The organism is Psychrobacter sp. M4, from assembly GCF_055699795.1.
Genome location: NZ_CM146740.1, coordinates 1,546,356 through 1,561,810 on the forward strand (window position 1 = coordinate 1,546,356; position 15,455 = coordinate 1,561,810).

Sequence of the window (15,455 nt, forward strand, 5' to 3'; positions counted from 1 at the left end):
ATTAGTAATTATTAAGTAATAGCTTTGCCTTTATAGTAAACTGCTTCGCGCTTGGGCAGACGTGCTACAGCCTCAGCTGAACAAGAAGCATTGAGTAATATAAAATCAGCGTCAGCACCTACAAACGGCCAAACTTGCTTGCCCTCATCATCTAAAGGTAGCAGATGTTGAGTTACCATTTTTAAGGCGCGATTTAAACGGTATTCATCTGTCCAGTCATACAGCTGCGCGCATAGATTAGCTTTTTGTAGCATGTCGCCTGTGCCAAAGGGCGAGAAATTATCCATAAGATTATCAGTACCGGTTAAAACTTTGACGCCGTGTTCTATTAATGTCGGTAAAGGCATAACTTGCTTGCCAATCGGTACGCTTGAGATGATACCAATACCGTATTTGGCAAATTGATCGGCTATATTTTTTAGCTCTTGCGACGGTAGCATTGCCAAGGCATAGGCATGAGTAATAAAGGTTTTACCTTGTAGTACTGGGTTTTCTTTGACCCTTTTGATCATGTGCTCCATCACCGCTTTGCCTGAGGGCAGGTCTTCATGCAAATGAATATCAATGCCTTTGTTATAATCTAAAACAACACCAAACATGATATCCAAAGATTTCTCCATATCCCCGTCAACGACAGTGGGATCAAGCCCCCCCAATAAAATCAATATCCATTTGCGCCGCTTCGCGTAATAAGCTCTCAGACTGCGAATAAAGAATGCCGTGCTGCGGAAAAGCGGCAATTTGCCAGTCAAAGCTGTCTTTGTAATTGTCTAAGGCTAAAAGCAGGTGCTCTAGGCTTTTGAGGCCACTTACCGGGTCAACATTGGCGTGACAGCGGGCGAAAGTAGAGCCATAGCTTTGCATCAGCTCTATGCATTTTTCAGCGCGTTGCTGCGAGTTAGGCAACAGTTTTGGGATCAATGTTTTTTCAAAATCAATCATATCTTTGATGCTACCGTTCCAAGGCGCTGCCTGCCAGCCTGTACCGTAGTAGGTTTTATCGATATGAATATGCATATCTTGCAAAGTGGGTAGCATTAACAGCCTATCGGCATCGATGATTACTAAATCTGTAAAGTATGCTTGCTCTATTTTATTCTGGGCTTCTTTGGTTTGATTGTACTCAGTAATGGCTTCAATTTTACCGTTAGAGATCAAAAGATCGAAAAAGGCTGTCTTGGTAGCAATAATTTGCTCATTGTTATCATATACAAATCCAGTTTCTAAACGGACATTGCTAAGCACAAACTCTTGATCACTGCGTTTAATCTTAGAGCTATTATTGTGAATACTTTGCTCAGTTATATTCATACCATGTCCTTTAATAACTTTTAACAGTGCTCTTTAAGATAGAGCAATCTCGTCCATGTTTAAGCTATTCATGCTACCATAATGACAACCAGATCGAAGGGTAGCAACGTTGTTAAAAGTAACTTTATGCTAAATAAAGATGCTAATTATTGGCAAATAGTAATACTACTTGTTGTGACCGTCTCGTAAGAAAAAATTATGAACAATCTTATTTGGTTCAGGTAGTCTATTTCATCTACGCTGCAAGGAGTTTTTGTCACTATGTTTCCAGCCACCCCTATCGCTTCAGACTATCAGCCCACCGCCGCTCAACTACAAGTGTTACAAACAGCAAGCGAATTTGCTTATCAGATTTGGGAGAGCCGAACGATCTCCTGCCAGACGTTTTTACGTAGTTATCCTTTAAACCAGACCTTAACACGTCAGCAAATTGATGATCTTATTCAAGATTATACTTTGGATGACAACTATCAACTTGCTGACGAAGCTCAGGTAATGAGTGGTCTGCGCCATCTACGGATGCTACTGATGATGCGCTGGATCTGGCAAGATGCATTAGGGGTTATCAAGCTTGAACAATTGACCGATGAGCTTTCAGAATTTGCCGATGGTTGTATTTTATTTGCCAAAGATTATACCTATCAGCATCTGATCACCAAATATGGTCAGCCGACCTTTATCGATGTTAAAGGTAAAAGACAAATCGACGATATGGCGATTATGGCTATGGGTAAGCTTGGCGCGCATGAGCTAAATTTATCCAGTGATATTGATCTGATCTTTGTCCATCAAGCGCGCGGTGAGACTGATGGTGACAAATCAAAAGGGACGCGTAGTATTGATAATAAGCGCTTTATGACGCGCTTGGGTCAAGGTATCATTAAACTGCTGGATAATTGTACCGCCGATGGGTTTGTGTTTCGTGTTGATATGCGCCTGCGTCCGTGGGGTGATGGTAGTGATTTGGCTATTCATCTCTCAGCTTTGGAGAAATACTTTACCCAGCATGGCCGCGCTTGGGAGCGCTTTGCTTGGCTCAAGGCGCGCGTGGTTGGACAGATTACGCCAGTATTTTATAGTGAGCTGCAAGCGCTGATCAAGCCGTTTGTCTTTCGCTACTATGTCGATTATAGTGCATTTTCAGCGCTGCGTGAGATGAAGTCCTTGATTCAAAATCAAGTAGCCCAGCGCGAGGACTTGGATAATATCAAGCTTGGGGCAGGCGGCATTCGTGATATTGAGTTTGTCGTACAAGCTTATCAATTGATCTATGGTGGCCGATATCCGCAGCTACAGGTCAAAGCTTGTCTGCAAGCACTGCAAGCTTTGTATGAGCTGAACTATTTAGAACGAATCACTTATGAGCAACTACAAGCTGCTTATCGGTTTTTGCGCCGTCTTGAGCACGCGATACAAGCCATCAATGATCAACAAACGCAGCGTCTACCTCATGATCCTCATTGGCAGCATAATTTAGCGATGACGCTTGGGTTTGAAGATTGGAATGGTCTGCTTACTAAGCTTAATGATCATCGTCATAACGTCAATGTACCCTTTGAGCGCATGGTGACTGAGCGGCAAGTGCCCGCACAAGAAGATACTACGCTTGAGCCTGCTGATATTAATGAGCAAATTGCTCAGCTTGATGCGATTCTCAATGAAGAGAACCGGGCGCAGCTGCAAAGGTTTTGGGATTCAAAGATGGTGACCAATCTGAGCGATGAAGCTAGAGCACGTTTAAACGCAGCTTATCCGGTTATTGTCCATGCGCTACTAGCGCATCAAGAGCAGCATCTTGCCAATACTGCGCTACCTCGATTGATTACTTTACTGGAGGCGATTTGTCGACGCTCAATTTATTTAGTGATGCTTGCCGAGAATCCTAATGCTACGACCGCATTAATACCGATGTTGTCCGCTAGCCCTTGGATCGCTAATGAGCTGGCGCGTTATCCTGTACTGCTCGATAGCTTTTTACAGCAGCGTTATCGTCATTTGCCGGACAAACCTGAGCTACGCGATATCTTGCGTCAGCGTTTACTGCGAGTAGAGCCTGATGATGAAGAGGAGCTGCTTAGCGTACTGCGCCTCTTTAAAAAGAATCAAGTATTGGCGGTAGCGGCAAGCGACGTTTTAGCAGAGCGTCCGATTATGAAAGTATCTGATTCGCTCACTTACATCGCAGCGGTGGTACTAGAGGCGGCACTTGAGCGCGCTTTTGCTGAGCTGGTCAAGCGCTATGGCTATCCTATTGCTCAAGATGGCGATCCGGTCACCGAGGCTGACTGCGGTTTTGCTATCATAGGTTATGGCAAGCTTGGCGGACTTGAATTATCCTACTCATCTGACTTGGACTTAGTGTTTTTACACAAAATAAAAGAGCAAGGTATGACCACAGGTGAGAATTCTGTTAGCGGTATGAAGTTTGCCGCGCGCCTGGCACAAAAGCTGATGACTTATCTCAATACCCAAACCCGTGATGGCCGCGCTTATGAAGTTGATATGCGCTTGCGGCCATCAGGTAACGCTGGCATGATGGTGGTATCCTGCCACGCTTTTGAGACTTACCAGCTTGATAAAGCTTGGTCTTGGGAGCATCAAGCCTTGGTGAGGGCGCGTGCCATTTGTGGCGATAAAAGGGTAACGGCTCGCTTTCATGATATTCGCCGTACGGTATTGTCATTACCGCGCACACTTGACGAGGTACGTGTTGAGGTAACGGCTATGCGTATCAAGATGCAAAAGCATTTAGGTACTAGCCGTAAAGATCAACGGGCAGGCAAGTTCCATCTCAAACAAGACGCCGGCGGTATCATTGACATTGAGTTTTTAGCGCAGTTTGCTGTGCTAGCTTATTCGCACGAGTATCCAAGCTTGACCAAGTGGAGCGACAATGTACGCATCTTTGAGGAGGTAGCGCAGCTTGGTATTTGGGAAGAGGAGGTTTGTCAAAACTTAACCGATGCCTATCTGCGTATTCGCGCAGCGACCCATCAATTGGCATTGGCCGAGCAGTCCTCGTCGGTTGATGAGTCGCTATGGGTTGAGACGCGCGCGCTGGTACAAAACCAGTGGCAGCATCTTATGGGCGTAACCTCTACGGAAGAAAAGTAGTCTTTATATAGTCAATCCTAAATAATACTGACAGCGATGTGCCTGTTTTAAAGTATGTTAACTATACCTAAAAATACTAAATATCAAAACACTAATCAGCTGAGTCTAAATCAACACAAATAAAAGCTATCTAGCTCCTAACTAAAATGTTGCAAATACAAAGCTCGCCAGTGATATAATCTTTTGTACACTGATAGGTTTAGTGTTTACAGAGCGTTTTTATAAAATACCTGTTTACTAAAATATCAACTTAAAACTTAACAAAAAAGGTTAGTCGCCAGCGCTAGCATAAGGATTATCGAATGAACATGGCAACACAAGAAGGCAAGCTTTGGATGAACGGTGAGATTATCAATCAACCTGATGCCAAAGTCCATGTGCTTACTCACAGCTTGCATTATGGTATCGCTGTATTTGAAGGGGTGCGTGCTTATCAAACCGATGACAAACGTACCGCCGTCTTTCGTCTAAAAGAGCATACTGAGCGGCTATTAGGTTCTGCAAAAATCTTTCAGTTGCAAGTGCCTTTTGACGCGGCTACTTTGGAGCAAGCTCATAAAGATGTGGTCAAGCAGAATAATTTAGCAGAGGCTTATATTCGTCCGCTAATTTGGGTTGGCGCGGAGAAACTAGGATTGTCTGCTCACAATAATAGCGTTAACGCGATGGTAGCCGCTTGGCATTGGGGGGCTTATCTAGGCGAAGAGGGCATTCAAAACGGTATTCGCGTCAAAACCTCATCGTATACTCATCACTTGCCTAACGTCACCATGTGTAAAGCTAAAGCCGCCAGCAACTATCCAGTATCTATCATGGCGAATCGTGAAGTGACGCGTAATGGCTATGATGAAGCGATATTAATGGATTCACAGGGCTATGTTTGCCAAGGCTCAGGTGAGAATTTATTCTTAGTCAAAAACGGTGAGCTACATACACCAGATCTAGCGGGCGGAGCGCTTGACGGTATTACGCGCCGGACTATCATTCAGTTCGCTGCTGACTTAGGGATCAAGGTCACAGAGCGCCGTATTACGCGTGATGAGTTTTATTTAGCAGATGAGATTTTTATGACTGGCACTGCCGCCGAAGTCACGCCAATTCGTGAATACGATGATCGTACTATTGGTAACGGTGGGCGCGGTGAAATCACCGAAAAGCTGCAAACGTTATACTTTGATGTGGTCCATGGCCGCAATGAGCAGTATATGGACTGGTTAAGTTTTATTGATTGATTATCGTCATCAACTTACTTTAATAGATTCAGTTGAAATAAAAGTGCTAAGACATTAAATGGTCTTGGCTTTTTTTTATGCTAATATACTGAGCACTATATTTACTTCTGACTCTCAAATTAGAGAATGGAATATTTACCCAAAACCATAGTGAGCCCTTTTCATGTTTAAAAAAGCCCAAGATGACAACAACATCAAACAAATCATCTGTATCAAATGGGGTACTAAATACGGTGCCGATTATGCCAATAAACTTTATGGTATGGTATCGCGCAATATTACCCCGCCGTTTCGTTTTGTCTGTTTTACTGATGATACCACCGATGTCCGTCCGGAGATTGAGTGCCAAGAATTGCCGCCTTTAGATGTTACTATGCCGACTAATACCCTAGGTAAATGGCCAAAGTCCCGGCTTTGGGGCGAAAAACTTGGCGACTTAACGGGTATTGTTTTATTCTTAGATTTGGATGTGATTATCGTCGATAGCCTTGATCCTTTTTTTGAATATGGTAAGCCTGATGATGTCGTTTTATCTTATAATCCAAGTAATCCACTAGAGCGTTTAGGGCAAACGTCGTGCTTTCGGTTTCAAGTCGGCTCGCTAGTATCCTTACAAGAAAAGTTCAAAGCCGATCCGCAAGGCATTGCTGACAAATATCGTTTTGAGCAGCGCTTTGTGACTCGTAATGTACCAGGCGGGGTGAAAATATTTCCAAAGGCATGGGTGGCGCACTTTAGACGTAAAAGTCGTCAGCCTTTTCCACTTAACTACTTTAAAAAACCAAAGATACCAAAGGGCTCGCGTATTATTATCTTTCCGGGCGATTTGTACCCTAGCCATGCTTTGGAAGGAAAATATAACAAAAATGCCGCTAATAATGCCAAAGATCATTTAAAGAGAATTATCGAACCCAAAAATATAAAAAGTCCTATACGCCATCTGCGTCATTTTATATTACCCGTAGATTGGATTGAGGAATATTGGAGAGAATAGGTTTTTGCGTAAAGTTAACAACATTTTACTATTTCATCAGAGGCTATGGAGCGACACATGAAAACAGTGTTACTTGTGATTAACTGTCTTCAGGGTGGAGGTGCAGAACGTTCTGTATTGACATTAGGTCAAGGGTTTTACGAACTTGGCTACGATGTTCATATTTTAAGATTCAAGTCTTTAGCGGAGTATGATTTTAATCCAAATATTAACTATCACGTTATAAATTTTAAACCCTATAAACTGATACCCGCTTCTCAACTTCGTTATCCACTATTCGCCCGTATGGTTGATAAATACGTATTAGATAGGATTGGCCAACCCGATATTGTCATATCAAATTTGTTTGCAGCAGATAGAATTATGGCTTACAGCAAACTACCTAATCTGATATATGTCATTAGAAATACAATATCTAATAAATTTAACTTAACTGACAACCATAAAACAGAACAAGTTGTCAAAAAACTAAGACAAATTTATGAGAGTAAACCATGTGTTTGTGTTTCGAAGGGGGTTGAAAGCGACTTACAAGCCACCCTAGGTTCTTGTATTACAAGTACTACAATCTATAACGCGTTTGATAAAGTGTCAATTGAACAACTTGCTAATGAACCATTTAGTTATATCCATAATGCACTTAAAACAAATCAGTATTTGTTACATGTCGGTAGTTTCAAACCTGAAAAAGCTCATGATGTTTTACTTAAGGCTTATGCTAATTCATCGATGGCATACCCTCTCGTATTATTGGGAAAAGGTAAGATGCTCAATCAAACTAAATTATTGGCTAAAGATTTAGGATTAGAGGATAAAATTGTCTTTTTAGAGTTTAACAAAAATCCTTATCCTTTTATGAAACATGCTAGAGGGTTTGTATTGTCTTCCCGCTCTGAAGGTTTTGTTAGAGTTATTCCAGAAGCACTTGCTTTAAATACTCCAGTAGTAAGTACTGATTGTCAGTCGGGACCAAATGAGATATTACCTGCTAATAATCTTGTTTCTGTAGATGATGTGGCTGCTTTGGCAAGTAAAATGACAAAACTAATGGTGGATCCACAAAGTTTTAAAGTGGATTTTGATGAAAGATTTTTACCTAAGAAGATTGCTCAGCAATATGTTGATTATCTAGATTCTTAGCAGGATTAGTTTGTCTGTTTTTTGAAATGTGTTAGTTTTACTTAAACAGCAGTTAAATCTGTCCTTTAATAACAGTTAGAAGATTTTATAAAACGAGATTTTAGAATGACTAGTAATGTTCTGGTAGTGTCAAAGAGTAGATTAGAGGGACAAATAGAGCTATCAGGAGCTAAGAATTCAGCGCTAAAATTATTAGCGGCTAGCATCTTATCTGAAGATAATATTGTACTAGAAAATTACCCATCTCAACTTCTAGATGCTCAGATACACGTTGATATGCTACATGCTTTAGGTAAGGAGACAATGCTTATATCAGCTGACACTATTTTGATTAAAGAATCTAGTAATCTAAAAACAAATCTGACTTGGGAAGATCGTTCTATTAGAAATACTTTGCTTATATTAGGTGCGTTGACTGCGCGTTTTGGAGAAGCAAGAGTGCCATTGCCAGGCGGTTGCAAGCTTGGTGAACGTAAGTATGACTTGCATGTTATGGTACTTGAAGCTCTAGGTGCAAGGGTATGGGAAGAAGATGATTACTTGTGTTCAAAGGTTAAAGATAGACTGTTAGGTACGGACATACATCTACCTATGCGTTCAACTGGTGCTACAGAAAATGCAATTTTAGCAGGATCGCTTGCAAAAGGGGTTACGCGTATTTGGAATCCTCATATTCGTCCAGAAATACTAGATTTAATTACGATGTTAAATGACATGGGTGCTCATATCAAGGTTTTTGGCCAAGAGCATATAGAAATTACTGGTGTCGAACAACTAAAGGGCGTTAGACATAAAGTTATTGCTGACAGCATGGAAGCTATTACATGGTTAGCTGCTGCCGTTATTACAAAAGGTGATATAGAGATTCATGATTTTCCTTATCGAGATTTAGAAGTTGTTCTTACTCACCTAAAAGCGGCAGGAGCAAAGCTTTATAAAGGTGAAAACTCACTCATTGTACGAGGTGGTTGTTGCTACCCAATTGAAGTGAGTACTGGTCCACATCCCGGTATCAACTCAGACGTACAACCTATTTTAGCTGCGTGGGCCGCGCAAGCGCAAGGCGAGTCGCGTATAATAGACCTACGTTTTCCTGGTCGTTACGGGTATGCAAAAGAGATGGCTCGTATGGGCGTTCAGTATGGGATATCTGGCGATATGCTCAAAGTAATGGGTAATAATGGAGGATTGATAGGTACTGAAGTTAAGGCTTTAGATTTACGCGCTGGTATTGCTTTAACACTCTGTGGTTTGGCTGCTGAAGGCGAAACTGTGATTACTGATGCTTGGCAAATTGGGCGTGGATATGTTGATCTTATACCAAAGCTAAAAGCTTTGGGGGCAAACTGTAGTGGTAGTATTGGATAAACATGTATGGATCTCTTTTATAAGAAAAAAATTTATGCTCTTTTTCCACAGATTACAGAATATGATGTGCCATTATCACAGTTAAGTCAGTGGCGGATAGGCGGAAAAGCGGAAGTTGTGGTTCGTCCGAGAAGCAAAAAAGAATTGATTAAAATACGACAATGGCTATACTCGAATGATTTAAAATCAGTAATCATAGGAAATACGACAAATTTATTGTTTTCTGATGAGGGCTTACATGTTGTTGTTATACAAATAGGCTCTAACTTCTCTGGATTAAAGATAGACGGTGTAGAACTTATTGCTGAGTCTGGTATATGGATACCAAGTTTAGCTAGAGTAGCTATGCAAGCAGGTTTATCGGGTCTTGAACATACCTGTGGTATTCCAGGTTCCCTTGGCGGCCTCATTGTCATGAATGGTGGCAGTCAGAGGCAGAGTATAAGTAGTGTCGTAAGATATGTAGAAATTGTCGATAATAAAGGCAAAATAAAGCGTTATACTAATAAGGAGTGCGACTTTTCTTATCGTAATTCTATTTTTCAGAATAAAGACGACGTTATTGTAGAAGTTGGATTAATCCTTGATACCAATCAAGATAAGAATGATATACGTCGAGAAATGCTACGTATTCTAAAGTCGCGGCGAAAAAAATTTCCACAGAAACAACCAAACTGTGGATCTACATTTATTAGTAATCTTGATATGTATGAGGATTATGGGCCACCAGGAAAAATTATTGAAGGATGTGGGCTGAAGGGTTTGAGTAGAGGGGATGCTCAAATATCAAAATTACACGCTAATTTTATTGTAAATACGGGTAGGGCTCAAGCTAACGATATTTTGTATTTAATTAATATTATAAAAGAGACCGTTTATAAGAAAACAGGATATCAAATGATTGTCGAAGCAAAGTTTGTTACTTCCTGTGGAGATATAATAAGTCTTTAGCTTTAATTGAATTAAATACTGTTCACTATATAACACAATATAGCGTATTTTATGTACTATTTCGATCCTATCTATAGTCGTAACGCTTTCATGAATTGATGTCTAAAAGGCTTTGATCGGTATTTGAAGTATAGTTTTGCATTGTAGAAACGTAAATAAAGTAAATACCATCTAGAGATTGGCGCTATGTCTTGACTGTTATTATATATATCAATTATTTTTTCAGCGCCTACATCTACATTGAAGTATAAATTAAAAAAATTAGTCCCAAATTTTCTAAGATCATCTTTATAATTATTATTAGATAATAAGCTCATTAAATGTTTGGGATTACAATAATTACTGAGCTCTTCGGGTAATTTTACTCTTTCTGAAAAATTATCACGTATTGCAAAAGGTGCTGTTTGTTCATTAAACAGACATGGATAGTCGAAATTAGCGACAGGAAATAGAAGTATTTTCCCTGCTGATAGAGCCTCCATAGCGCCTCTACCGGTGCCAATTGACGCATCGCAAGCCCAAATCAACTCGGATGCATTTGAAGTATAACTACTCTCAGAGTGAATGCTCAAATTTACATTAAGCTTTTTCGAAAGTAGATGTAATTCATTAGCAATATCAGCTGATTCTTGATAACCAATGAATGTAAGTTTAATAGGATAGGCTGGGCTTTGAACCTCAGCACAAAATTTGATTGCACTTGTTAATGTCTTATGATAATAAGTACCTATTCTACCTATTTTGATGATATTGAAAACATTTTCATCGCTTATACTGTCTATTTGATTTTTTCTTTGTTCACAAAAACGGGTTGGTTTGACTCTATTAGGGATTAGGTAGAGATTGTTGTAACCTTTTTTATAATTATCAAAGTGATCGTAGTCTGTCTTGTGAAAAACGATTAAAGAACTCACCTTAGGATAAAACTTTTTAGGTGCTTTTCCACCACACTTAGTGAGTATAAACGGGATTTTTATTATTTTTGCGATATAACTACCCACGTATACGGACTTTGCATCATAAGCATGAACGACTGATAATCTAGACAAGAGCTCAAGAGCTTTTAATTTGTTAATAGCATCTTTTAACGCTTTTTTTTGTAAGTGTAGTTTTGTAGGTACATGGTGAGCATCCTTCATATCTGCTAACACTATTGGCATTTCGGTACCAAGTACGATAGTAACTACCTTTTCGTATTTAGCTATAGATTCTGCCATTTGTCGTAAAGAATAATAATGACCACCATGACCTGTATTAAAACCTTCATAGTTTGAGATTAAAAACAAGACCATACCTTATATCCTTGATAATCAATAGTTATGTCAATAGTAGGCTTTCTTTAAACTTAGGTATGAACAATGATCATAAATAATAATCTTTATACCATGCTACAAATTTCTCGATACCCTCTTCAATAGTAGTTTTTGGCATAAAGCCTATATCTTCTTGTAGTTCACTAATATCAGCGTAAGTAATAGGCACATCGCCTGGCTGCATCGGTAGCAAGTTCTCTTTAGCTTTTTTGCCACAAGCGGTCTCAATAGCGCTGATAAAACGGCGCAAAGTTACGGGTCGATTATTACCGATATTGTATATTTTATAGGGCGCTGTTGCCGTTGTGATTTCAGATTGCTGTGGGCTGGGGGTTTTATCGACAATACGTATGATACCTGCTATGACATCATCAATATAAGTAAAGTCGCGCTGCAACTCCCCATTATTAAAGACATCAATAGTATCACCGTTTAGTATTTTTTTAGTAAAAGAAAAATAGGCCATATCCGGTCGACCATAAGGGCCATAAACGGTAAAAAAGCGCAGTCCTGTCGTAGGTATATTATACAAATGACTGTAGCTATGCGCCATCAGCTCATTAGATTTTTTGGTAGCGGCATATAAGCTAATCGGAAAGTCAACGTTGTCCTCGGTGCTAAAGGGCTGCTTTACATTCATACCATAGACTGAGCTTGAGCTAGCATAAAGCAAGTGCTTAACGTGGTTCCGGCGGCAGCCTTCTAGCACGTTTAAAAAGCCTACTACGTTAGAGTCGATATAAGCGTCTGGGTTATCAAGTGAGTAACGCACGCCTGCTTGCGCGGCAAGATTGATAACGACATCGAATTTATTATCAGCAAAAAGCGTCGACATGGCTTCACGATCAGCAAGGTCTAACTTAATAAAGGTAAAGGTATGCTCTAATGCGTGTTTGCTTAGTATTTCTAATCGATCATTTTTTAAAGCGACGTCGTAGTAATCGTTGATATTATCAATACCAACGATAGCGTACTCTTTATCTGACGAGCTCGTTTGCAATAGGGCTTTGATTAAATGAAAACCGATAAAACCTGCCGCTCCCGTGACTAAAATTCTCATCAATCGCTCCCAGTTGTTTGTTCGCTGTTTTTATAAATGCTTGAAGAAGGTTAGCAGCCTAATATTACTTACTATTACTAGGCTGCACAAAAGCCACAGAAGTGGGCAGAAAGTCTGATAATTTCTGGATCATAGCAGCCCTTACGCTTTGATAAGACTCTGCTTCAAGTTGATCTAAGCTTTGAATACAACCATACTTAATGGATTTATTGTGTAAATTATTTATAAATGTATCAACGGTATTTTTATTCTTTAGATAGTTGATAGCGATATCAGGCTTTAGACGGGCTTCATTGTTTCGAATTTTCAAGTGATTCATAAGCGTTATCGGATTAACCTGAGCGACATCTCTAAATTTATATTTAATTTGCTGCTCTAATAGCTTTGGATGGCTCAACAGATAGTCTTTTAAAATATGCTTATCAACAACATGCGGATAATGAGGGATCTCAAAGAACTTATTCATACCTAGTATTTTTGCGCTTAACATTTGTGCTACGGTATGCCTTGGTTGTACTGGGGTACCAAATAGCTTTTGTAAAGATTTACGATAACTAATCTTGGCTTGTATGGCTCCGCTTTTGCGCCAATGACCATGAATGATGATCTCTTTATCTTCTAAAAAGTCATTAAGAGTTACGGGCTGATTAAAAAAGAAATCATCATTCATGTAAATAAAATGATCGGACAATCCTGCAATGTTCCATAGCATGGTCTCAATCGAGCGGGTATTAAAGGTTGGTAAAAACTGCTCGTATCCTCTAAAAATATCTTTGTGATCGATAATACGTACTTTATCTGGCGCGCAAATACCTTGGTCGTCAAACTCATGGATAAACGCTGGCTGCTGCTCGTCAGTGACAATATATATGTGACGGCAAAAAGGTACGTATTTGATGATGGAGGCGATATTGTAATATATCTCATCGTCGCTGGCGAAACGCGTTGCAGTTGTAGCTTCTGAGGCTACGGATTTCTCTGCTTGATAATGTGCTCTTTTTTGTTTGAGTACAGGATCAGCGCCATCTACCCAAGCGATGACGATGTCTAGCTCATCTCGATTATACTTATTTTGACTAAATTGGTTCACAGCTTACTCTCTTGCTTATTGCCAGTACTGCTTGAGCCAAGGACTTGGTTTGACATGGCGATACCATTTACCACCGCCGCCATTAATGGCATCGGGCGGATTAATCTCACCATGAAAAATCACAATCTTTGCACCAGCAGGTAGCTTTGGGGCGCGTACTAAATTAAACGGAATAGGGGCAATACACTGGTATTTGAAGCTTACGCACCATTCCTTTGGCCAATACTCTAAATGATGGTGCTCACGCAAATAGTCAGATAAATAAGCTTGTTCGTGACGTACTTGCGTACGAATAGTATCGAAGTGACGCTCAAAATTTTCTAAAAGCTCCGGGTAGGTGTTCTTGCCTATTTTGAAGCGATACACTGAGCTATTACCGATCATGCGCCAAGGTTTTTTCCAATCGCGAATAATCACGACGCTGTCATCGTGCTCAGCTTCGTAGGTAAAAAAGGCATCAATGTTATCAACAATGACAATATCGATATCTAAAAAAAGCGCAACCCCTTTTAGATCGTAGAGTTTAGGTTTAAAGGTGGTAAGCTTCTTCCAGCCGCGCTCAGGACCTGCTGGCAGATCAAGCTCAGGGATAGGGTAGCAGTGTACGGCAGGATCAATCCCCGTGCTATCATCAGTCAAGCAAACCATCTGAAAGTCCAATGTCAAATGCCGGCTAACCATATTGTACAAACGATTCACATATTCAGCTCCGTACTTATTCCCCCATTTCATACAGACAATATAACGTTGCTCGGACGAGCTGGCGTCTGTGTTCGCTTGAATAGTAGATGGGGAATCAGCGGTATTGAAGACCATAATAGACTCATATTAATATTGAAAAAAGATAAAACGTCTACCTATTAACCTCAGTAGAATCATATAAATAAGAACAACGTTATTTATATGATTCTATAACTGTGTTCAGGTATCTTTACTATTATCTGTAGTTGCATTGCTATTTGCAGAGTAGTTATTGCAAATAAAATCTGCTAAAGCAGTCTCATCAGCGCGGTAGGGATTACCCAATAGAGGCACACGTTTAAAGCGCCGATAACTCCACATATAGTGACTAAAATGTGCTTTAATCATACGTTCCATAGCTTGATTCAAGGCATGCGTAGCAACTGAGACATCCCGATCATATAGTGCTGGGTCATCAAGCTTGTAACAATAGATATCAAAACCATCTTTATCATCTCGCCGAATACAGGAGAGACCAACTAGTGCACATTTAGTTTTATTAGCAAGTTTAGGAGCAAGAGTGCTGGTCAGGGTTTTAATCCCAAAAAACGGCACGATCACTCCTCCTGAAGGATCAGGAACATGATCGGGTAATATGATACTAAAACCGCCTCGTTTAAGCGTTTTAAATATTTCTTTAACACCGCTACCATCTGTCGGTACCAAAGTGGCATTAAGACGGGCACGGCCTTGCAAAATAAAGTCATTTGCGAGTTTATTTTTGACCGGTTTATACATGATGGTAGGCGCGCCAAATTGATTTAGCCAAGCATTCATCATCTCCCATGTTCCTAGATGCGGTACGATAGCTAGCATACCATTGGGACTGGCAAGACCCTCTAGTAAAAGGTCTTTGTCGTAAACTTCGCGAATTTGCGCGATGCTCCATTCAGGCGACATAGCCCAGCTTTTAATAGATTCGACACTACTTAAGCTTTGATTACGAACAATATCCCTAATTAAAGACGGCTTGTGGTTATCAGACAAAGCAGGGATAACCAGCCTCATATTTATTTTGATAGTGCCTACTAAGCTTGAATTTGGCAACCATACGATAATCCAAGCAACAAAACGTGCCAGTATCTGCAGCACAGATAATGGCACGTATTTGAATATTTGGTATGGATTCACAACCACTCAC

13 protein-coding genes are annotated in these 15,455 nt (G+C 40.2%); 6 read left to right on the forward strand and 7 right to left on the reverse strand.

Features of this window, described 5'->3' with window-relative positions:
- Positions 1–11 precede the first annotated feature (11 nt).
- Positions 12–620: an amidohydrolase family protein gene (locus ACR63N_RS06440; RefSeq protein ID WP_472782611.1), complete on the reverse strand. Its 609-nt coding sequence runs from the start codon at positions 618–620 to the stop codon at positions 12–14.
- Between the two features lie 22 nt (positions 621–642).
- On the reverse strand, positions 643–1,311 hold the full coding sequence (locus ACR63N_RS06445) for an amidohydrolase family protein (RefSeq protein WP_472782612.1): 669 nt from the start codon (positions 1,309–1,311) through the stop codon (positions 643–645).
- 261 nt (positions 1,312–1,572) lie between these two features.
- On the opposite strand from ACR63N_RS06445, the gene glnE reads away from it, so the two are divergent.
- The 6 genes from glnE to murB all read left to right on the forward strand — a co-directional run bounded on the left by glnE (position 1,573) and on the right by murB (position 10,110).
- Positions 1,573–4,425: a bifunctional [glutamate--ammonia ligase]-adenylyl-L-tyrosine phosphorylase/[glutamate--ammonia-ligase] adenylyltransferase gene (gene glnE / locus ACR63N_RS06450; protein WP_472782613.1), complete on the forward strand. Its 2,853-nt coding sequence runs from the start codon at positions 1,573–1,575 to the stop codon at positions 4,423–4,425.
- A 302-nt stretch (positions 4,426–4,727) separates the two neighbouring features.
- On the forward strand, positions 4,728–5,657 hold the full coding sequence (locus tag ACR63N_RS06455; RefSeq protein ID WP_367103279.1) for a branched-chain amino acid transaminase: 930 nt from the start codon (positions 4,728–4,730) through the stop codon (positions 5,655–5,657).
- A 163-nt stretch (positions 5,658–5,820) separates the two neighbouring features.
- The gene (locus ACR63N_RS06460; protein ID WP_367103278.1) at positions 5,821–6,651 is read left to right on the forward strand and encodes a glycosyl transferase; all 831 of its coding nucleotides are present in this window, start codon (positions 5,821–5,823) and stop codon (positions 6,649–6,651) included.
- Positions 6,652–6,708: 57 nt separating this feature from the next.
- A complete protein-coding gene (locus tag ACR63N_RS06465) occupies positions 6,709–7,791 on the forward strand; it encodes a glycosyltransferase (protein ID WP_367103277.1) in 1,083 nt (360 codons plus the stop codon).
- Between the two features lie 105 nt (positions 7,792–7,896).
- Complete coding sequence (locus tag ACR63N_RS06470; protein WP_367103276.1) at positions 7,897–9,159, forward strand: UDP-N-acetylglucosamine 1-carboxyvinyltransferase; 1,263 nt, start codon at positions 7,897–7,899, stop codon at positions 9,157–9,159.
- Positions 9,160–9,165: 6 nt separating this feature from the next.
- Positions 9,166–10,110 carry a UDP-N-acetylmuramate dehydrogenase gene (gene murB, locus ACR63N_RS06475; protein ID WP_367103275.1) on the forward strand — a complete coding sequence of 315 codons (945 nt, stop codon included), beginning with the start codon at positions 9,166–9,168 and terminating at the stop codon, positions 10,108–10,110.
- 71 nt (positions 10,111–10,181) lie between these two features.
- On the opposite strand, the gene ACR63N_RS06480 is transcribed toward murB, so the two are convergent.
- The 5 genes from ACR63N_RS06480 to ACR63N_RS06500 form a co-directional block, all read right to left on the reverse strand.
- Positions 10,182–11,402, reverse strand: a complete 1,221-nt coding sequence (locus ACR63N_RS06480; protein ID WP_367103274.1) for a glycosyltransferase family protein — start codon at positions 11,400–11,402, stop codon at positions 10,182–10,184.
- A 70-nt stretch (positions 11,403–11,472) separates the two neighbouring features.
- A complete protein-coding gene (locus tag ACR63N_RS06485; RefSeq protein WP_367103273.1) occupies positions 11,473–12,483 on the reverse strand; it encodes an NAD-dependent epimerase in 1,011 nt (336 codons plus the stop codon).
- A gap of 64 nt (positions 12,484–12,547) precedes the next feature.
- Positions 12,548–13,573 (reverse strand): capsular polysaccharide biosynthesis protein, encoded by a 1,026-nt coding sequence (locus tag ACR63N_RS06490; RefSeq protein ID WP_367103272.1) that lies wholly within the window; start codon positions 13,571–13,573, stop codon positions 12,548–12,550.
- Positions 13,574–13,588: 15 nt separating this feature from the next.
- A complete protein-coding gene (locus ACR63N_RS06495) occupies positions 13,589–14,389 on the reverse strand; it encodes a glycosyltransferase (protein WP_367103271.1) in 801 nt (266 codons plus the stop codon).
- A 105-nt stretch (positions 14,390–14,494) separates the two neighbouring features.
- Positions 14,495–15,445, reverse strand: coding sequence for a lysophospholipid acyltransferase family protein (locus ACR63N_RS06500; RefSeq protein ID WP_367103270.1), 951 nt, complete (start codon positions 15,443–15,445; stop codon positions 14,495–14,497).
- Positions 15,446–15,455 lie beyond the last annotated feature (10 nt).